We start from the raw sequence: 18,374 nt of genomic DNA, 5'->3' as shown, positions 1-18,374 counted from the left end.
GAATACGACGGGGGCCGTCAGCTGCCCTCTCCGTTGGCGACGTCTTCCATCAGGAGGACGACGCCGCCGTTGTGGCCATCGAACGGAGAACAGATGATCGAACAGTTGATGCTCCGCCCGATGCGGTTCACAGCCGGGATCGTCACCGGGCCCGCGCGCTTACCGGACGCGACGCACTCCTGGACGATCCCGCGCAGGCTGTCGGTGGGGAGCCCGAAGTCCAGGGCGAAGAAGTGTTCGCCAAGGACCTCGTCGGGACGAAGCCCCCACAGGTCGACCGCGCCGCGGTTCCAGCTCTTGGCCCGCATGTCGGCGGAGAGCACCACCACCCCCGCCGCGATGCTGCTCACCACGCCCTCCAGGAAGGCGCGGGCCTCGTCCAGGTCGGTGGTGCGCAGGCGCATCTCGTCGTTCATGGTTTCGAGCTCTTCGTTGCCGGACTGGAGCTCTTCGTTCGTCGTCTCCAGTTCCTCGTTCGTGGACTGGAGCTCTTCATTGGTGGTCTCCAGCTCCTCGATGCTCGACTGGAGTTCCTCGTTGGTGGTCTCCAGCTCCTCGTTCGTGGACTGGAGTTCCTCGTACGCGGTCTCCAGGTCCTCGCGTACGCGCTTGACCTCGGCCTTGAGCTGCATGGCCAAGGTGACGTCCGTGAACGTGATGTTGGTGGCGACCGGAAGGCCGGGGCCGATCACGATCGGCTGGATGACGATGTCGAAGTACTGGATCTCGTTGCCGATGCGCCGCTCGGCGCCGTTCACCCGCAAGGTCCGGCGCTCATGGAGGGCCTGGTCGATCAGGGAGCGGAGCTCGGTGGGCCGGTAGGAGAGCTCCAGGTCCTGGAAGGGGCGTCCCACGTCATGGGCCGTGAGGCCGAACTGGGACCGGGCCTCGTTGTTGATCACCACCAGAATGCCGTCGCCGTCCAGGGCGACAGCGGCACCCGGAGCCGCGTCGAGGATGAGGTCGCGCAGCTGGCGGGTGCGTGTGGCCGCCTGCATCTCGATGCCCACACCGGGTCTGATCTTCACGGGAATCGAGGGGTAGGGAGCGGCGCTGCCGCCCGGCCGGCGCCGGAAGACGCGCTGGCGGATGCTGACCGCCTCGAACCGCTCACCGTCATTCAGGAGCATCTCGGCCTTGCCGAGGAAGAGGTAGCGGCCCTCGCGCAGGGCGAAGTGGAAGCGGTCGACGATCTGGGCCTGCGCCTCGACGTTGAAGTACATCAGGGCGTTGCGGCAGACGAGGAGGTCCAGGCGGGAGATCGGGGCGTCGCGGGTGATGTCGTGGCGGCCGAAGATCACCCGGCGCCGCAGGTCGGGGCGGAAGACGTATTGGTTGTCATGCTTCTCGAAGTACTTGTCGCGCAGCTCGACCGCGAGCGATTCGAGGCTCTTTTCCGGGTACTGCCCGGCGCGGGCATCGCGCAGAGCCTCCTCGTCGACGTCCGTGGCGTAGATCTTGACGCGGTTCAGGCTCTCCTCGATGCCGAGCGCCTCCGCGAAGATGATGGCCAGGGAGTATGCCTCCTCGCCGCTGGAACAGCCCGCGCTCCACACCCGGATCTCGTCGTCGGCACCCAGGTCCGCGATCAGCTCCGGCACCACCTCACGCTGGAGAAGCTCCCAGGCTTCCGGGTCGCGGAACATGGAGGTGACGTTGATCAGGATCGTGTTGAAGAGAGTGCGGAACTCCACCGTGTCGGCCTCGAGCAGATCGCGGTAGTCGGCGTAGTCACGCGTGCCGACGTCGTCCATCCGCTTGCGGATGCGGCGGCCGAGAGTGGACCGCTTGTAGCCGGTGAAGTCGAATCCGCGCGAGTCGCGGATGAAGCCGAGCAGGTCTTCAAGACCCTGGTCGAACGCTGGGCCGGGCGCGCGCTCGGGTTGTCCGGCTCGCGGCTCGGCGCCCTCATCGGTACCGGCGCCGGATGACTCACTCATCACTGCCTCTTGTCCTCGACAAGTCCGCGGACCGCCGCGGCGATTTTCTCAAGACGGAGTACGAAGTCCGCTGCTCCCGTCTCGACCGCCGCCCGGGGCATCCCCGCGAACTGCGCGGTCTCCGGATCCTCGACGATCACGGTGCCGCCCCGGTGCTTGACCGCGGCCACGCCCGTCGCGCCGTCCACGCCCGTGCCGGTCAGGACGCAGGCGATGGCCCGCGACCCGTACGAGTCGGCCACCGACTCGAAGAGCAGGTCGCCGGAGGGGCGCACGAAGTGCACCGGGTCGCTGCTCGACAGGGCGAGAACCCCGTCGGGCCCGACGAGAAGGTGCCGGTCGGGCGGCGCGAGATACACCGTCCCCGGCTCCACGTGGTCCTGGTCCTCCGCCAGCTTCACAGCCAGCTCCGTGCGCCGCGAGAGCACCTCGGCCAGGAGGGTCCTGTGGCGTGGATCGAGGTGCTGGACCACCAGCACGGGCACGGTCAGTTCAGGGCCGAGGCCGCCCAGGAGGGCTGCCAGGCCTTGGATGCCACCGGCTGATGACGCGACAGCTACGACGGCGTACGGCCCTGAAGTGTGCTGTTCCGACATCACATGACGAGCCTAGCCGCTGGTGGTCCGGCAAGCTGCACATGGACGGCCGGGCACCGGCCCTTGTCGACGGTCGGGGCATCTGCTTGACTCCGCCCGCCCCGAACGCCAGAGCACCAGAACGCCACATCGCCAACGCACCGGCGGAGGACGCCATGGAGATCACCCGCAGACGCCTGTTGTCCGCTCTCTCGGCCGCCGGTCTCCTGGCGGTGATCCCCACGCTGCCGGCGAGCGCCGCGGCGGCAGCCGCGGACACCGCACGCCTCCTGGACAACACCGTGGCGGTCTTCGCGGGGACCACCGAGTCCAACGCACGCCCCGAGACGGCCGCCAAGCTCGCCGCGATCGACAGGACCGCTCGGACGAACCTGAAGTCGATGGACGACGCGGGCGAGGGTGAGCTCTTCGCGGGACTGACGCTAGGCACGGACGACGCCAACCTCAACACGGCCTTCAAACGGCTGTACGAGATCGCCCTCGCGACCCGCACCCCGGGCTCCCTCTCCGACCTCCACGGGAACACCGCCGTGCAGCACCGCGTGATCGACGGCCTGGTCTGGCTGCACGAGCGCTACTACGGCGACCAGTCCAAGGGGTACTACGGCAACTGGTTCAACTGGGAGATCGGCATCTCCCAGCACGTCAGCAAGACCCTCGCCCTGCTCGTCGACGAGGTGCGGACCTACCGGCCCGCCCTCATCACCACGTACGTCGCCTCGATGGACGCCTATCTGCGCAACGGCACCGACGGCGACGTGAACCTGGACTCGCGGTTCCACACCGGCGCCAACCTCGCCGACATCACCACCAACCGGATCCTCCAGGGCGCGCTCCTCGGCGCCGGGGGAGAGGCCCGCATCCGCAAGGCCCTCACCGACCAGCTCACGGTCTTCGTCACCATCGACCCCTACCGCCTGAACCACGGCGTGACGGACGGCTACTACGCCGACGGCTCCTTCATCCAGCACGCCTCCGTCGCGTACACGGGCTCGTACGGAAAGGGCCTGCTCACCCGGGTCGTGCAGACGCTGAAGATCCTCGACGGCACGGGCTTCGCGCACGGCGAGGAGCTGGTGCCGACCGTCCAGAGGTGGGTGCGCGACGGCTTCGCGCCGCTCATCTTCGAGGGCTGGATGATGGAGATCGTCAAGGGGCGCGCGGTGTCACGGCCGGACGGCGGCTACACGGACGTCGCGGTCGTCGTGGAGGCTGTCGTCGACCTCTCCTCCCTCTCCGCCGGCGCCGAGGCCACCGCCCTGAAGAGCTATGTGAAGCACATCCGGTCGACCTCGCGCGACGCCCTCGACCCGACCGGCTTCGTCTCGCCGGTCAGCATCGTGCGCTACGCCGACATCATCGGCGACGCGTCGGTGCCGCCCGCCGACCTGAACCCCGCGTCCCGCAGCGTCGCCTTCAACGCCATGGACAAGACCGTCCACCGCAGACCGGGCTACGCCTTCGCGCTCGCACGCAGCTCCGACCGGATCAGCAAGTACGAGTACATGAGCGGCGAGAACCTCATGCCGTGGTTCCAGGGCGACGGCGCGTACTACCTCTATCTCTCCGGCCAGGACCAGACACAGGCGTACGGGGTCGACTACTTCACCACGGTCTCGCCGTACGGCCTCGCCGGGGCCACCGCGCCGGTCGAGCATCGCGGGACGATCCCCGAACTGTACGGAAAGCCGTACTACGACAACCCCGGCCACCCCCTGAACTTCACCTCGTCCTCCGAGTCGCAGAACAAGTACGTCTACTTCCCGCGCGGCACCAACCCGTACTCGGGTGGCGTCGTCCTCGGGGCATACGGCGCGGCAGGGGCGGTGCAGTCAAGCGATGTCGCCTTCCAGGACCGCGCGTTGCTGCCGGACGACTTCGTGGTCTACCGGAACGCCACGGCGACGAAGTCGTGGTTCCTGCTCGACGACGAGATCGTGGTGCTCGCCGCGGGGGTGGGCGACGGTGCGGGGCGGGCCGTGACGACGACGGTCGACGCCAGGACCGCGGCGCCGGACGACCAGGTCTCCGTGACGGGGGAGCTGCGTGACGGCCGCCCGTGGACCGGCGCGGGCACGGCCGACCTCCGGTGGCTGCGCTACACCAACGCCACGCTGCGCACCTGTGTCGGCTACGTCTTCCTGGACACCCCGAAGGTGCGGGTCGCCCTGGACAAGGTCACCCGGAGCCGCCGGGTCGTCCGCACCGCGAACCCGGATACCCCGGTGACGCGCACGGTCCTCGGCGTGACGGTGGACCGGGCGGCGGGGGCCCGGCCCGTCTCCCTCGCCTACGCCCTGGTGCCGAACGCGGGCGAGGCCGGGCTGAGGTCGTACCGGGGCGGGCAGCCGCTGAAGGTCCTCGCGAACACGGTGCGGCTGCAGGCGGTCGCCCACGCCGGGCTCGGCCTGACCGCCGCGAACAGCTTCACGGCGGGCCGCCACGAGGCCGCCGGTCTCCACATCGACGGCCCGGCCTCGGTCCTCGTACGACGCGAGCGGCGCGGCCCGACCACCGTGGCGGTGTCCGACCCGACGATGGACCGCGACAGGATCAGCGTGCTGCTCCGCGGCCGTCCCCTGCGGGCGGTGCGGGCCGACGAGGGGGTGCGCGTGAGCCGGGCCCACGGCGGGACCCGGATCGACGTCGACACCCACCACGCGTACGGGCGGAGCTTCACGGTGACGCTGCGGGACTGACGGCGGCCGGACTGCCCGCGGTGCCCGTGCCGGTCCTCATTCGTCGAGGGTGACGGCCTGCACCGGGCAGGCCCGTACGGCCTCGCGCACCAGCGGGTCGCCGCCGCCGTCCTCGCGTCCGGGGAGCACCTCGCTGAAGCCGTCGTCGTCCTGGGTGAAGACGCTCGGGGCGGTGAGCGCGCACATGCCCGCGCCCACGCACCGTTCCGTGTCTACCTTTACGTGCACGCTCAACTCCTACCAAATGACGGGGAGTTCGAGCATCCCCTGAATGGTGTCGCCCGGTTTGAACGGAATCTCGCGCGCGGGTACCGCGAGACGCAGGTCCGGCATCCGCTCGAAGAGCGTGCGCAGGGCGATGTCGATCTCGGCGCGGGCGAGGTTCTGGCCGAGGCACTGGTGGATGCCGAACCCGAAGGCGAGGTGGTGGCGGTCGGCGCGGTGGAAGTCCAGTTCCTCCGGCGTCTCGTAGGCCATGCCGTCGCGGTTGATGAGGGAGGTGGAGAAGATGACGCCGTCGTCCGCGCGAATGGTGCTGCCTGCGACGTCGATGTCCTCCTTCGCCACCCGCAGCATGCCGTCCGCGATGGACAGGAAGCGCAGCAGCTCCTCCACGGCGGCGGGCATCAGGCTCTGCTCGGAGCGCAGTTCGGCGAGCTGCTCGGGGTGCTGGAGGAGAGTGAAGGTGCCCAGGGAGATCATGTTCGCCGTGGTCTCGTGGCCCGCGATCAGCAGGATCGTCGCCAGGCTGACCAGTTCCTCGCGGTCCAGCGCGCCCTCGGCGAGCTGCCGGTGGATCAGCTCGTCGAGGAGCCCGGCACCGGGCTCACGCGTCTTGTGGTCGATCAACGCGTGGAAGTGCGCGTCCAGTTCGTCCCGGGCCCGCTCGGTGTCCTCGGCGCGGGGGCCGCGCAGCAGGCGGCGCGACTGCTCCTCGAAGAACTCGTGGTCGGCGTAGGGCACGCCGAGGAGGGCGCAGATCACCATGGACGGAACCGGCAGCGCGAACGCGCCGACCAGCTCGGCCGGTGCCCCCTTGGCCTCCATGGCGTCCAGGAGTTGGTCGACCGTCTCCTGGATCTGGGGGCGCAGCGCGGCGATCCGTTTGACCGAGAAGCTGGGGATCAGCATGCGGCGCTGCCTGTTGTGCACGGGGTCGTCGACGCCGAGCAGGGCGACGCTGCGGTTGCGCACCTTCGCGAAGCGTTCGGTCGGCGCGGGGAACGCCTCGTTCTCGCGGTTGGTGGAGAGGCGGGGGTCGACGAGCAGGTCACGGGCGGTTCCCTGACCGGTGACGACCCATACGGACCGCCCGTCGAAGAGGCGGACCCGGGAGAGCGGCCGGGCCTCGCGGAGCGGCTCGTACGACTCCGGCGGGCGGTAGGGGCAGGTGCGGTCCTGCGGGAAGGCGACTGGTTCGGACGCGACTGATTCCGTCATGGACTTACCTCACAAGCGGAGGGGCTCCGTTTACCTCTTCCATTGGATGCCTGGGGCATCTACTTGGTCCACGACAAGACAAGCCAGATGGCGCCACTTTCGCCACGGGAATCTGGCCGGAATCACCCCGTCCGCTCAACCGGGTCGCGTCCGGGTTTGCGGGGCGGGCGCGTGCTGAGCGCAGGTGTTCGGGGGCGACTCCTTGGGGGATTCACCCGGCCTTTGGTCTCGAGGGTCGCTAAGGTCCCCCCATGCTCATCCCCGCCTTCGTCGACATGCGACCTATTGGGCGATGCAACCTCGACTGTCCCTTTTGTTTCGGTCCGAGGCACGAGGTCCCCACCATGTCCCGGGGTGACGCGCTCAAGGTCGCGGCGGCCCTGAAGGACGCGGGTGTGCGGGGCGTCGTCATCTCCGGGGGCGAACCGACCCTGCTCCCCTATCTCGACGAGCTCGCTGCCGTACTGCGGGAACCCGGCGAGAGCGGCGGCCCCCCGAAAGTCGTCCTGAGCACCAACGGCCTCGCGCCGCTGCGGACGATGGAGCGCGTGCTGCCCCACCTGTCCTGGATCGCGCTGCCCCTGGAGTCCGCCGACGCGGACGAACACCGGGCGCTGCGCACCGGCGTGGCGCCGCACCGGGAGCGGATGCTCGCCCTGCTCGGCGAGGTGCGCCGGAACCACACGCACGTCAAGGTGAAGCTCGGCACGGTCGTGACCAGGCTCAACGTCAAAGGGGCACCCGAGGTCCTGAGCCTGATCGACGACAACTGCCTGCCCGACGTGTGGAAGGTGTACCAAATGTCCGAAACCAACTATGGTGCGGACAACCGGGGCTGGCTCTCCATCGGCGACGAGGAGTTCGAGGACGTGGTCCACCGGTGCGCGGACGCCGCCCGCGAGCGCGGCGTCGCCCTGCGGGTGTACCGCAATCGCACTCGCACGGGCAGCTACTTCTTCATCGACCCGGACTGCGAGGTCGTCGTCGTCGACGAGGGCGGGGAGCGGCGGATCGGCAACTTCTTCGACCGGCTCGCGGAGAGCTTCGCCGACCTGCCCGCTCCGGTCGAGGGGGCCAGGAACGCCGAGAATTTCACCGGCACTTACCCGGACGAGAGCCCGGACACGTGAGAGCCGGACACGTGAGGAGTCCACGATGACGGCACAGGTACGCGTAGGGGTCCAGGCGATCGTCCGCGCGGGCGACCGCGTGCTGCTCGGCCTGCGGGCCAACACCTTCGGCGACGGGACCTGGGGGCTGCCCGGCGGGCATCTCGAAGTGGGCGAGTCGCTGGCCGGCGCCGCCTGCCGTGAGCTGGCGGAGGAGACGGGCCTGCGGGCGCTCGGCACGCGCGTCGCCTGCGTCACCGACCCCGACCCGGCGGCCAATCACCACATGCAGGTCGGGGTGGAGATCCTCGACTTCACCGGCGAACCCCGGGTCCTGGAGCCCGAGCGGTGCCTGCGCTGGGAGTTCTGGCCCCTGGACGCGCTGCCCGACCCGCTGTTCGTCGGCTCGGCGGGCGTGCTCCGCAGCATCAGGGACGGGGCTCTCCATCTCCCTTGAAACGGTCGTCCGACTGGGCGCGCACCGCGTCCCGTAGCGCCGTCTTGTGCTGGTCCTCGCTCGCCTCGAACTGGTCAAGGGTGCTGGCGAGTTCCCACTGGATGTCGAATTCCGCCCGGCTGTCCGCGTAGTACCTGCTGTCCTGGTGGAACTCCACTTCGAGGACATTGAGCTTGCGGCGGGTCCTGCGTTCCGGATTGGACGTGATGTAGGGCTCGAAGAATCCGCGGCCCGTGGTGAGCAGGGTCGAACCGGGGATGTCGATGTGCGTCAGCCGTAACTCGATCCGGTCGTGATATGTCTCGCGCAGCGTGCGGTAGGCGTCTATCACATGCAGGAAAGTCTTCGAGTAGTAGTCGCTCGCCGCGATGATGTCCACGATGTTGTGCGAGTTGGGGCGCTCCGCCGTCGCATCGTGCTTGGTGAAAATGCCGAGGTTGTTCCAAGGGCTGCTGATGATGGCGTAGAAATAACTGCCCTGATTCAGGGCGTGAATGACCTGCGGATGGAAGAGCTTCAGGTCTTTCAGGAAGAACGACGCGCCCGCGTGCGCGATCAGCCTGATCACATTGCGCTCTTGCCGGAGGGCGTCGCCCTTGGCCTTGTTGCGGGCGCTGTTCTCCTGGGGTGTGTACACATGCTCGATGAGATAAGGGAGTTCGTCCGACGGTGCGGTGGCACCGCGCATGTCCGCGAGCGCCGCGCGCAGGGCGAGCGTCTGGGAGTGGTCACGGCCAAGGGTCGCCGCCGCCCTCGCGGTGGCCGAGTCGAGCAGGGACACCGCCTGGAGCCTGCGCGTCGCACAGCACGCCGTGCCGTCGGCCGCGTCGAACTCCGCCGTGGCGAGAGCCGCTTGGGCGACCAGCGTCTCCTGGTGATCGGCGCCGAGGAGCGCGGCGGCGCGAAGATGGGCGATTTCCAGCTCGCCGAGTTCCGCCTCGATCCCTGCCTCGTCCTGCACGGCCTTGGCGGCCTGGAACCGTGCCTGGGCCAGCGCCGAACGGGCCGCGACGGCCTTCGGGTCGTCGTCCTTGAAGCTCGTGAACCAGTCGACCGAAGCCGCGAAGTCGTCGAGTGTGCGGCTGAGTTCGGCGGTGTCCCGCCGGATCGACGCCACTTCGACCCGCACCCAGTCGGCGGTCAGCCGCGCTTCCGGATCGCCGCCGTAATACCTGCCGAGGACGGCGACGGCCTTCTGTGCCCAGACCTTGGCGTCCTCCAGGTGCCCGGCCCGCAGGCTCACCGCGCTCAAATTGGCGAGAATCCTTGCCAGTTCGGGTGCGGCGGCGCGCTGCGCACGGTTGAGGGCGTAGTTCAGGACCATGCGGGCCCGGTCGAGATCGTCGTGCTCCGCGAGCAGCGAGCCCAGTTCGTTCCAGGTATCGGCCGCGAACAGTTCCTGGTCCGCCTCGGCCAGCTCCATGTGGCGCAGGGTCACCGCGGCGAGAGCGTGCGAGCGTTCCTTCAGGTCCAGCGCGAGAAGCAGTTGCGCGAGGTTGATGTGCTGGCGGGCGTGGGGCCGAAGGAGGGCGTAGGGCCCCTCCGGAGTGGTGAGGCGTTCCACGTATCCCGCGAGGGATTCCTTCAGGTCGGACCGGGCCGCCCCGTGCGCCTCCAAGGCGTCCTCCGCAGTCGCCAGCGCCTCGCTGACGTTCGCGATCGTCGTCATGTCCCCTCCAGGAGACGGGCCGCCATGGTGTGCGGCATGCTCGTCACGGCCGGGGCCGGTGCCAGCGCAGGTTCACATAGCTGGTCACGGCGGCCAGTCCGGCCGGCACCGTGCGGTCCTTGCGGGCCAGTGCTTCCGCCTCGTGGTCCTGGCGCACTTCGTAGATGCGTTCGGAGTCGGACAGCGGCTGTTGTCGTTCGGGGCGGAACTTGAAGGTGTCGAAGCGGCGCACCGCCTCGTCGATCGTGCCGGCGAACAGCGTGCCCTCCGGCGCGTCCGTGGTGGCGGGCCGTGCGACGAGGAGCCCGAGGACGACCGCGGGGCGGTCGGGTTCGGGAACTCCGCGGTCGACGGGGCTGCCGGAGAACTTCCGTACGTCGTCGCACGAACCGTCGGGCCGCAGCCGGTGACTGTTGACCGCCTGCTCGCCCGTGCTCTGATAGATGACCGATACGTGGCTGACGGTTCCCCGCAGCCTGCCGTTGCCCGAAGGGCGGCGTGCCGCGGTCCACGCTTCTCCTTCGCGTGCCGCGTCGAAATGGATGCCCGGCAGCGGTACTTTCTCGCCCTTCTGGAACACGATCTTCACGAGCGCCATGTCGGAGAGGAGATCGAATTGCTGGACCTCGCCCGCCAGCCGCCTGCCGTCCGGAAGCCGCAGGAGGACCGGCCGCATGCGATTCTCTTTGTCATCTCCCAGGCAGTGCGCGGCGGTCAGCGCGAAATGCCTGGTGAGCCGTACACCGGAGCCGATGCGATCGTTGTTCTGGAATATCTGGATCAAGTGCTTCTGGTGCGGCTCGTGTTGCGTCATGGGTTCGTCCCCCCGTCCGATCCCAGGAACGAGCAGCTGCCTCGTCCGGAGGCCGACTGCTCATGCGCCGTGAATATGCAATGGTAGCCACGAACGGTTCCCGAGCGGGAGTGACCGCACAATAAACGTTCTCAGGAGCCGAGTTGAGGAGATCTCTGAGGAGATCCCTCCGAGGGTGTGCGCCGTAACGACGCCCCTTGCACCACGATCGTCTTCATTTCTTCCTTCCGCGCACCTCCTCGCGCAGGATGCCCAAGAGCAGTTGGTCGGAATCCTCTGATTCCTTTACGTGCTCCGTGAATTTCTGCCACAGCGGGTCCGTTTGGCTGACCCGGGGATTGGTCCCCTCCTGGTTGTCCCAGTCGTGCCACGCCTTGATCCACGCACGTGTCGCCTGGAGGGCGTTCCAGTGCGCTTCGAGGACCGGAGCCGTGGCGTAGATCTCCAGCCGGGCCGCGAGGACATGGACGTCGCTCACCGCCGCGCCGGTGCCGTCCGGCCAGTCCCCGGTGTCCGACAACTGCGCGCGCAGATCACCGACCCGGTGCACAGCGATCATGGCTTCTTCGTAGACGTCCATGCACCGCGCCCACACCCGGTTCTCGCGCTCGCGCCTGTCCGTCGCGTGCTGGGTGAGCCAGGCGCCGGAGAACGAGGCGATGGCGCCCAGGGTCGTGCCGGTGATCGCCGCTTCGGCCGGATTGAGTCCCACCCCGCCAGCATGAGGGCTCGCCGCGACGGCGCCCAGACGTTCGCTTCAGGTGCTTCAGGTGCTTCAGGTGCTTCAGGTGCTTGAGGAAACCGGCGGCTCCCCGGCCCCCTGTCCATGCACCCGCACCGCGCGTGGCGTCGTGCCCCACCAACGTCGGCAGCAGCGGTTCAGGGCCGACTGCTCGGAGAGGCCCAGGAGCAGGGCGACCTGGCCCAGCGGCAGGTCGGTCTCGGTGAGGTAGCGCCGCGCCGCGCTGCGGCGTTCCTCGTCGATGACCTCCGCGAACGTCGTGCCCACGGCGCGCAGCCTGCGTTGCAGGGTTCGCGGATGGACGTTCAGCAGGTGGGCGACGGTCCCGATCTCGGGCGGCGACGTGCCAAGCGACCGCCCCACCACGGCGCGGACGCCGCTGACGACATCCGTACGCTCGGCGGGCAGCTGCTCGTCCAGGTACGCGAGCGCGAGGCGCCGCAGATGCGCGTTGCCGCCGCCGAGGGGCCGGTCGGCCAGGCTGAGCGGGACGCGCAGCAGGGCCGCGGGGCGGTCCGCCTTCACGGGGACGCCGAAGAACTCCTCGTACACCGGCAAAGGCGCGAGCAGCGGGTGCGGCAGCTCGACCGAGCCGAGGCCGTACGGACCGACCAGGTAGACGATCGCCCGGTGCATGAACCCCAGGGAGAGATCGATGCCCTGCGGCGGCGCCTCGACCCCCTCGCGCACGCCGTAGCGCAGGGCGGCCACCCCCGGAGTGCCGTACGGGTCCGGCTCCAGGCTCAGGCTCAGCGAGCGCGCGTGGACGAACAGATAGCGTGTGGTGCACTCCAGGGCGTCCCCGAGGGTGGCGGAGTTCTGGATGGCGAGCGCCAGGGCGCCGAGCATGCCCAGGTCCTGCCGGGCCGCGATGCGCAGGCCGAGATCAGGACAGCCGAGATCCTCCGCGGCCAGCTCGAGTACGGTGGCCATCGCCTCCTCGGGCACCAGGAGGTCGTCCGCGTCGAGCGCGGCCGTGGGGCAGCCCGCCTGCCGGGCGTACGACTCGGCGTCGCCGCCGAGCTCCGCCACCGTGGCGCGGAAACCACGGAGCCCCGCCGATCTGATCACGGACATGTCGTCCAGGGTCAAAGATCTGTCGTCCCGGGTCAATTCCTGCCGGGTGTGCTTCCGGACACTGGAGGAATGACGTACTCCGCAGACTCAAGCACCGCCGACACGGGCGCCACGGCCGACACCACCGCCACCGGTGCCCCGGCCGAGCCCATCGAGCACATCGACGTCGTCATCGTGGGCGCCGGTCTGTCCGGTGTCGGCGCCGCCTACCGGCTGCAGACCGAGTGCCCCGAGCGTTCGTACGCGCTCATCGAGGCGCGGCAGTCCATGGGCGGTACCTGGGACCTGTTCCGCTACCCGGGTGTGCGTTCGGACTCCGACATGTTCACCCTCGGCTACGCCTTCAAGCCCTGGCGGGACTCGAAGGTGCTCGCCGACGGCCGGTCGATCCTCGGCTACATCAAGGAGACGGCCGCGGAGTTCGGCATCGACCGTCACATCCGCTACGGGACCAAGGTCGTCGGCGCCGACTGGTCCACCGCGACGGCCCGCTGGACGGTGACGCTTGAGCGCACCGCCGAGGACGGCAGCCGCACCCTGACCACCGTCACCTGCGACTTCCTGTACTCCTGCGCGGGCTACTACAACTACGACCAGGGCCACGCTCCCGAGTTCCCCGGCGCCGACTCCTTCACCGGCCGGGTCGTGCACCCGCAGTTCTGGCCCGAGGACCTGGACCACGCGGGCAAGCGCGTGGTCGTCATCGGCAGCGGCGCCACCGCCGTCACGCTCGTGCCCGCGATGGCACGGAGCGCCGCCCACGTCACCATGCTGCAGCGCACCCCGACGTGGATCGGCTCGCTCCCCTCGCGGGACAGGCTGGCCGACGGCATCCGCGCCGTACTGCCCGCGGGCGCCGCCCACCGGGTCGTGCGGACGAAGAACATCCTCTTCACCATCGGCCTCTACCAGTTCTGCCGCCGCAGCCCGAAGGCCGCACGGCGCCTGCTCACCGGACTCAACAAGCGCATCGTCAAGGACGACAAGCTCGTCGCCGACCACCTGACGCCGTCCTACGACCCCTGGGACCAGCGGCTGTGCGCGGTGCCCGACGCCGACCTGTTCGAGGTGCTGAAGACCGGCGACGCGGAGATCGTCACCGACCACATCGACCGCTTCGTCCCCGAGGGCATCCGGCTCAGGTCCGGCCGCGTCATCGAGGCCGACGTGATCGTGACCGCCACCGGACTCCAACTGCTCGCCTTCGGCGGCATCGCCCCGCGCGTCGACGGCCAACCGGTCGCTCTGAACAAGCAGTTCGTGTGGCGCGGCGCGATGATGACGGGCGTACCGAACTTCGCCGTGTGCATCGGCTACACCAACGCCTCCTGGACGCTGCGCGCCGACCTCACGTCCCGCCTCGTGTGCAAGGTGCTCAACCACCTGCGCGACAACGACTACGCGGCGGTGGAACCGAGGCCGACGAGCACGCTCACCGAACGCCCGCTGCTCGACCTCGCCTCCGGATACGTCCAGCGCTCCATCGACGCCTTCCCCCGGCAGGGCGACCGCAGCCCCTGGAAGGTCCGGCAGAACTACGTGCTCGACGCCGCGTCGACGATGCGCACCAACCTGCGCAAGACCCTCGCCCCCACGCCGCTGTCCGCCGTACGCCGGGCCCGCGCGGCCACCGCCGAGGAGCCCGCCCCGGCCGGACGCTAAAAACGTTGGCGCTCCGGCCGAGCCCGCGGCTAGGGTTGGTCCTGTTCTTCCGGCGGCCTGTTGGCCGCCGGTGCAGGCCGAGTGTGTGATCCAGGAGGTGTGACCGATGGCTGTCGTTGAGATGGGCGCTGCCCGCATCGAGAAGTCCGTTCATTCCACCTCCGTGGCCACCGGCTGACCTTCCTCTTTTCCACGCGCCGAAGTGCGCGTGCGCCGGGGCCACCCCTGTGAAGGGTCACCCCTTGTCTTCCTCTGCGTCTTCGCAGCCTTCTTCACTTTCTCCTTCTCCGCGGTACTCTCTCGCGCCCTACGGCTGGGACGAGAGCTGGGAAGCCGAGTTCACCCCGTACGCGGCGCAGGGTCTGCTGCCCGGCCGTGTCCTGCGCGTCGACCGCGGTCAGTGCGACGTCGTCACGCCCGACGGCACGATGCGTGCCGACACCGAGTTCGTCGTGCCCCGCGACCCGATGAAGGTCGTGTGCACCGGCGACTGGGTCGCCGTCGACCCCGAGGGCGGCGATCCGCGGTACGTGCGGACGCTGCTGCCGCGCCGTACCGCCTTCGTGCGCTCCACCTCGTCCAAGCGGTCCGAGGGGCAGATCCTCGCGGCCAACGTCGACCACGCGATCATCGCGATCTCGCTCGCCGTCGAGCTCGACCTCGGCCGTATCGAGCGGTTCCTGGCCCTGGCCTGGGAGTCCGGGGCCCAGCCGCTGGTCGTCCTGACCAAGGCCGACCTGGTCCCGGACGCGACGGGGCTTTCCTACCTGGTCGAGGACGTCGAGACGTCGTCCCCGGGCGTCCAGGTGCTCCCGGTCAGCGCCACCACCGGCGAAGGCGTCGACGTCCTGTGCGCCGTCGTCGCCGGCGGCACGTCCGTCCTGCTCGGCCAGTCCGGCGCGGGCAAGTCGACACTGGCCAACGCGCTGGTCGGCGAGGACGTCATGCTCGTCAACGCGGCCCGTGACGTGGACGGCAAGGGCCGCCACACCACGACGACCCGCAACCTCCTCGTGCTCCCGGCCGGTGGTGTCCTCATCGATACGCCGGGACTGCGCGGGGTCGGTCTGTTCGACGCCGGGACAGGTGTCGGCCAGGTCTTCTCCGAGATCGAGGAGCTGGCGGCAGACTGCCGCTTCCAGGACTGCGCCCACACGGCCGAGCCCGGCTGTGCGGTGCTCGCGGCAGTGGAGGACGGCACGCTCCCGGACCGCCGCCTCGACAGCTACCGCAAGCTGATCCGCGAGAACCAGCGCATCGTCGCCAAGACGGACGCGAAGCTCCGGGCCGACATGCGGCGCCAGTGGAAGCTGCGGGGCGCGGAGGGGAAGGCGGCCATGGAGGCCAAGCGGGGCCGGATCCGCTAGTCGGCGTCCGCCAAGCGGCAGCAGTGTTGCGGGGGTGCTCGCGCGCCCCCGCAACGTGGTGTCCGAATTCCGCCAGCCGAAGTGCCGGTGGCGTCGCACACTGGAAGACGTGATCGATGAAGAGACCAGGTACGAGGCGGTTCGCAGCCGTGACGGGCGCTTCGACGGTGAGTTCTTCTTCGCCGTCCAGACCACCGGCATCTACTGCCGGCCCAGCTGCCCCGCCGTCACACCCAAGCGCCGGAACGTCCGCTTCTACGCCACCGCGGCCGCCGCCCAGGGCTCCGGCTTCCGGGCCTGCCGACGCTGCCGCCCGGACGCCGTGCCGGGGTCCGCGGAGTGGAACGTACGCGCGGACGTCGTGGGGCGCGCCATGCGGATGATCGGCGACGGCGTCGTCGACCGCGAGGGTGTCTCCGGTCTGGCCGTGCGGCTCGGCTACAGCTCCCGGCAGGTGCAGCGGCAGCTCACCGCCGAGCTGGGGGCCGGGCCTGTCGCCCTCGCTCGGGCCCAACGGGCACACACCGCACGGGTGTTGCTGCAGACCACGGCTCTGCCGATCACGGAGATCGCGTTCGCCGCGGGGTTCGCGAGCGTCCGGCAGTTCAACGACACGATCCGGGCGGTGTACGCCCTGACGCCCACCGCGCTGCGGGCCGCCGCGCCGCGTGGCGGGGGAGCGGGGCAGGCGACCCCGGCCGCCGGGGTTCCGCTGCGGCTCGCCTACCGGGGGGCCTACCAGGCCGGGGCCCTCTTCGACCTGCTCGCCGACGAGGCCGTCGCCGGGATCGAGGAGGTCGGCGGGGAGCGGGGCGGGCGGACCTACCGCCGTACGCTGCGGCTGCCGTACGGCGCCGGGATCGTGGCCGTCGAGGAGAGTGACCACGGGGTCGGCGGGTGGCTTGACGCGCGGCTCCACCTGACCGATCTGCGGGACCTCACGACCGCCGTGCAGCGGCTGCGGCGCCTCTTCGACCTCGACGCGGATCCGTACGCCGTCGACGAACGGCTCGGCGCCGATCCACGGCTCGCCCCGCTGGTCGCGGCCCGGCCCGGCCTGCGGTCGCCGGGCGCGGCCGATCCGGAGGAGTTCGCGGTGCGGGCGCTGGTGGGGCGTTCGGCGGCGTCGCTCCTGGTGGAGCGGTACGGGAAGGCGCTGGACGCGCCGTGCGGATCCCTCACCCACGTGTTCCCCGAGCCGGGCACGCTCGCCGGGGAGCCGGGGCCCGTGGGGGAACTGGCCGCCGCGCTGGCCGATGGGCGGGTGCGGCTTGATGCGGGGGCGGACCGGGAGGATGCGGAGGCTGGGCTTTTGGGGTTGGCGGGGGTGGATGCGGGGGTCGTGGCGGTTGTTCGGATGCGGGCTCTCGGGGACCCGGATGTGGGGTTGCCGGGGGTGGATGTGCCTGAGGGGTGGCGGCCTTGGCGGTCGTATGGGGTGCGGCATGTGCTGACCGCGGGGTAGAAGACTTTCCCTTTCCCCAACCCCACCCCTTCCCGAAAACCCGCTCGGCGCGGGGGCCTTGCGTGCCGCAATCACCGGCTCCGCCGAGTTCGTCCTCAAACGCCGGACGGGCTGATGTTTCCCCGCGCCGCGGCGCATGTCACCTCACTCCTCCAAGCCCCAGCTATGGATCCGCCGAGGATGAATCCGGATCAGCTCCTCGCTGAAGTCAGGGCCCAACTCATGTGGCCCCGTGAGGAGTTCGGCCTCGCCCCTGATGTCGACTCCCCGCACCTTCCACGGCCGCTCGCTCACGATGTCGTCGACGACCAGCGACACCTTCGGGTTCTTCTGGAGGTTGCGCCACTTCTTGGTGGCGCCCAGCGCGTACCCGCCGATCAGGATCGTCCCGTCGTCCTGCGGGAAGAACCCGACGGGATTCGCCTGCGGCTGCCCCGTCGCGTCGACGCTGGCCATCCGGCCCAGACGCTGGGACTTGAGGTACGCCCGCTCGGCCTCGCTGAATTCGGTCATGCCGCGAGCCTCGCACGCGTACCCCGCCCATGCACGGATCTTGTCTTGGCGGTGATCAGGGCCGACTCGCTCCGCCCTTGCGTACCGCGCTGAGCAGGAACGCCCCCTGCGTACGGAAGTCGTGCACCGTGAGGTCCGCCCACGCCGATGGCAGCGCAAGGAAGACGGACTCCTTGTACATGGTGTTGGGCTGGATGAAGCGGGACATCAGCTGCCCGAGGTACTTCAGCGCGTCCTTGCCCTTGCCGAGCAGAGCCAAGGGTGGGCCGTGGGTGGGCCGACCACGCCGTACCGGCGGCGTCGGACGGGAGCTCAGCCCCAGATCACGGCCCCCAGCCAGGCGCCCGCGATCAGCAGGCACGCGAACAGCTCCGTCAGCACGCTCCAGCCGCCCGCCCGCATGGCCGTCCTCGTCGACGTCACCGCCTCCCCGTGCCCGCCGAGCCGCAGCCGTTCGCCCAGGTAGATCCCTGCGACGAACCCCGGCAGCGACCCGATCACCGGCACCAGGCAGAACCCGACAAGAGCCCCGGCCCCCGCGTACACAGCCGTCCGCCGCGTGGCTCCGCTCTCCCGGAAGCGCCGTGGCGGCAGCAGCCATCGGACGCCCTGCGCCACGAGGAGTACGACGGACGCGCCGACCAGGACCCACCAGGCGACCGGCTCCGGGTCCTGCAGCGCCCACCAGAGAACCGCGGCCCACACCAGCCACGGCCCCGGCACACCGGGCACAAGCACTCCGCCGATCCCGAGCAGCAGCACCACTCCGACCAGCAGGAGTTCCCACGCTCCCATCTGTCAAGCGTGCCGGACAACCGGCAAAA

The 18,374-nt window shown here is 69.8% G+C and carries 16 protein-coding genes and 1 pseudogene; 6 read left to right on the top strand and 11 right to left on the bottom strand.

Annotated elements, in window-relative coordinates; genetic code table 11:
• Nucleotides 1-17: 17 nt before the first annotated feature.
• A complete protein-coding gene (locus tag AB0E78_RS30455) occupies nt 18-1,940 on the bottom strand; it encodes a CheR family methyltransferase (protein WP_361839067.1) in 1,923 nt (640 codons plus the stop codon).
• On the bottom strand, nt 1,940-2,536 hold the full coding sequence (locus tag AB0E78_RS30450) for a chemotaxis protein CheB (protein WP_361839064.1): 597 nt from the start codon (nt 2,534-2,536) through the stop codon (nt 1,940-1,942). The genes AB0E78_RS30455 and AB0E78_RS30450 overlap by 1 nt, the downstream gene beginning before the upstream one ends.
• A gap of 155 nt (nt 2,537-2,691) precedes the next feature.
• Here AB0E78_RS30450 and AB0E78_RS30445 point away from each other — a divergent pair, with 155 nt between their 5' ends.
• Complete coding sequence (locus AB0E78_RS30445) at nt 2,692-5,235, top strand: polysaccharide lyase family 8 super-sandwich domain-containing protein (RefSeq protein WP_361839061.1); 2,544 nt, start codon at nt 2,692-2,694, stop codon at nt 5,233-5,235.
• 36 nt (nt 5,236-5,271) lie between these two features.
• Here AB0E78_RS30445 and AB0E78_RS30440 read toward each other — a convergent pair whose 3' ends face one another.
• A complete protein-coding gene (locus AB0E78_RS30440; RefSeq protein WP_361839058.1) occupies nt 5,272-5,463 on the bottom strand; it encodes a ferredoxin in 192 nt (63 codons plus the stop codon).
• A gap of 9 nt (nt 5,464-5,472) precedes the next feature.
• A complete protein-coding gene (locus tag AB0E78_RS30435; RefSeq protein WP_361839055.1) occupies nt 5,473-6,675 on the bottom strand; it encodes a cytochrome P450 in 1,203 nt (400 codons plus the stop codon).
• Nucleotides 6,676-6,926: 251 nt separating this feature from the next.
• Here AB0E78_RS30435 and AB0E78_RS30430 point away from each other — a divergent pair, with 251 nt between their 5' ends.
• Together AB0E78_RS30430 and AB0E78_RS30425 are read left to right on the top strand one after the other, a co-directional pair.
• A complete protein-coding gene (locus AB0E78_RS30430) occupies nt 6,927-7,805 on the top strand; it encodes a radical SAM protein (protein WP_361839053.1) in 879 nt (292 codons plus the stop codon).
• A 25-nt stretch (nt 7,806-7,830) separates the two neighbouring features.
• Nucleotides 7,831-8,241 carry an NUDIX domain-containing protein gene (locus AB0E78_RS30425; RefSeq protein ID WP_361839051.1) on the top strand — a complete coding sequence of 137 codons (411 nt, stop codon included), beginning with the start codon at nt 7,831-7,833 and terminating at the stop codon, nt 8,239-8,241.
• On the opposite strand, the gene AB0E78_RS30420 is transcribed toward AB0E78_RS30425, so the two are convergent.
• The 4 genes from AB0E78_RS30420 to AB0E78_RS30405 form a co-directional block, all read right to left on the bottom strand.
• A complete protein-coding gene (locus tag AB0E78_RS30420) occupies nt 8,213-9,910 on the bottom strand; it encodes a hypothetical protein (RefSeq protein WP_361839048.1) in 1,698 nt (565 codons plus the stop codon). The two genes, AB0E78_RS30425 and AB0E78_RS30420, sit on opposite strands and share 29 nt — an antisense overlap.
• 43 nt (nt 9,911-9,953) lie before the next feature.
• Entirely contained in the window at nt 9,954-10,724 is a 771-nt protein-coding gene (locus AB0E78_RS30415) for a serine protease (protein WP_361839046.1), read from the bottom strand.
• A gap of 214 nt (nt 10,725-10,938) precedes the next feature.
• The gene (locus AB0E78_RS30410) at nt 10,939-11,436 is read right to left on the bottom strand and encodes a hypothetical protein (protein ID WP_361839043.1); all 498 of its coding nucleotides are present in this window, start codon (nt 11,434-11,436) and stop codon (nt 10,939-10,941) included.
• A gap of 72 nt (nt 11,437-11,508) precedes the next feature.
• A complete protein-coding gene (locus AB0E78_RS30405) occupies nt 11,509-12,543 on the bottom strand; it encodes an AraC family transcriptional regulator (protein ID WP_361839040.1) in 1,035 nt (344 codons plus the stop codon).
• Between the two features lie 69 nt (nt 12,544-12,612).
• Between AB0E78_RS30405 and AB0E78_RS30400 the strand changes: the two genes are divergently transcribed.
• The 3 genes from AB0E78_RS30400 (at nt 12,613) to AB0E78_RS30390 (ending at nt 17,037) form a co-directional block, all read left to right on the top strand.
• Nucleotides 12,613-14,205, top strand: coding sequence for an NAD(P)/FAD-dependent oxidoreductase (locus AB0E78_RS30400; protein WP_361839038.1), 1,593 nt, complete (start codon nt 12,613-12,615; stop codon nt 14,203-14,205).
• A gap of 242 nt (nt 14,206-14,447) precedes the next feature.
• Nucleotides 14,448-15,572, top strand: coding sequence for a ribosome small subunit-dependent GTPase A (rsgA, locus tag AB0E78_RS30395; RefSeq protein ID WP_361839035.1), 1,125 nt, complete (start codon nt 14,448-14,450; stop codon nt 15,570-15,572).
• 112 nt (nt 15,573-15,684) lie between these two features.
• Nucleotides 15,685-17,037, top strand: a complete 1,353-nt coding sequence (locus AB0E78_RS30390; protein WP_361839210.1) for an AlkA N-terminal domain-containing protein — start codon at nt 15,685-15,687, stop codon at nt 17,035-17,037.
• A 144-nt stretch (nt 17,038-17,181) separates the two neighbouring features.
• Here AB0E78_RS30390 and AB0E78_RS30385 read toward each other — a convergent pair whose 3' ends face one another.
• The 3 genes and pseudogenes from AB0E78_RS30385 to AB0E78_RS30375 form a co-directional block, all read right to left on the bottom strand.
• On the bottom strand, nt 17,182-17,550 hold the full coding sequence (locus AB0E78_RS30385; RefSeq protein WP_361839032.1) for a PPOX class F420-dependent oxidoreductase: 369 nt from the start codon (nt 17,548-17,550) through the stop codon (nt 17,182-17,184).
• Between the two features lie 61 nt (nt 17,551-17,611).
• Nucleotides 17,612-17,806, bottom strand: a pseudogene (locus tag AB0E78_RS30380) (hypothetical protein); the annotation flags it as partial.
• A gap of 56 nt (nt 17,807-17,862) precedes the next feature.
• Nucleotides 17,863-18,345, bottom strand: coding sequence for a DUF456 domain-containing protein (locus tag AB0E78_RS30375; RefSeq protein WP_361839030.1), 483 nt, complete (start codon nt 18,343-18,345; stop codon nt 17,863-17,865).
• Nucleotides 18,346-18,374: the final 29 nt, after the last annotated feature.

The sequence above is a fragment of the Streptomyces sp. NPDC032198 genome, from assembly GCF_040636975.1.
Taxonomy (GTDB): domain Bacteria; phylum Actinomycetota; class Actinomycetes; order Streptomycetales; family Streptomycetaceae; genus Streptomyces.
This window is presented reverse-complemented; position numbering and strand designations above follow the sequence as displayed.

Coding starts and splice junctions, on each gene's coding strand:
- AB0E78_RS30415 (WP_361839046.1), bottom strand. CDS start 10,724: ATGACGCAACACGAGCCGCACCAGAAGCACTTGATCCAGATATTCCAG.
- AB0E78_RS30385 (WP_361839032.1), bottom strand. CDS start 17,550: ATGACCGAATTCAGCGAGGCCGAGCGGGCGTACCTCAAGTCCCAGCGT.
- AB0E78_RS30455 (WP_361839067.1), bottom strand. CDS start 1,940: ATGAGTGAGTCATCCGGCGCCGGTACCGATGAGGGCGCCGAGCCGCGA.
- AB0E78_RS30375 (WP_361839030.1), bottom strand. CDS start 18,345: ATGGGAGCGTGGGAACTCCTGCTGGTCGGAGTGGTGCTGCTGCTCGGG.
- AB0E78_RS30445 (WP_361839061.1), top strand. CDS start 2,692: ATGGAGATCACCCGCAGACGCCTGTTGTCCGCTCTCTCGGCCGCCGGT.
- AB0E78_RS30400 (WP_361839038.1), top strand. CDS start 12,613: ATGACGTACTCCGCAGACTCAAGCACCGCCGACACGGGCGCCACGGCC.
- AB0E78_RS30420 (WP_361839048.1), bottom strand. CDS start 9,910: ATGACGACGATCGCGAACGTCAGCGAGGCGCTGGCGACTGCGGAGGAC.
- AB0E78_RS30405 (WP_361839040.1), bottom strand. CDS start 12,543: ATGTCCGTGATCAGATCGGCGGGGCTCCGTGGTTTCCGCGCCACGGTG.
- AB0E78_RS30430 (WP_361839053.1), top strand. CDS start 6,927: ATGCTCATCCCCGCCTTCGTCGACATGCGACCTATTGGGCGATGCAAC.
- AB0E78_RS30450 (WP_361839064.1), bottom strand. CDS start 2,536: ATGTCGGAACAGCACACTTCAGGGCCGTACGCCGTCGTAGCTGTCGCG.
- AB0E78_RS30425 (WP_361839051.1), top strand. CDS start 7,831: ATGACGGCACAGGTACGCGTAGGGGTCCAGGCGATCGTCCGCGCGGGC.
- AB0E78_RS30435 (WP_361839055.1), bottom strand. CDS start 6,675: ATGACGGAATCAGTCGCGTCCGAACCAGTCGCCTTCCCGCAGGACCGC.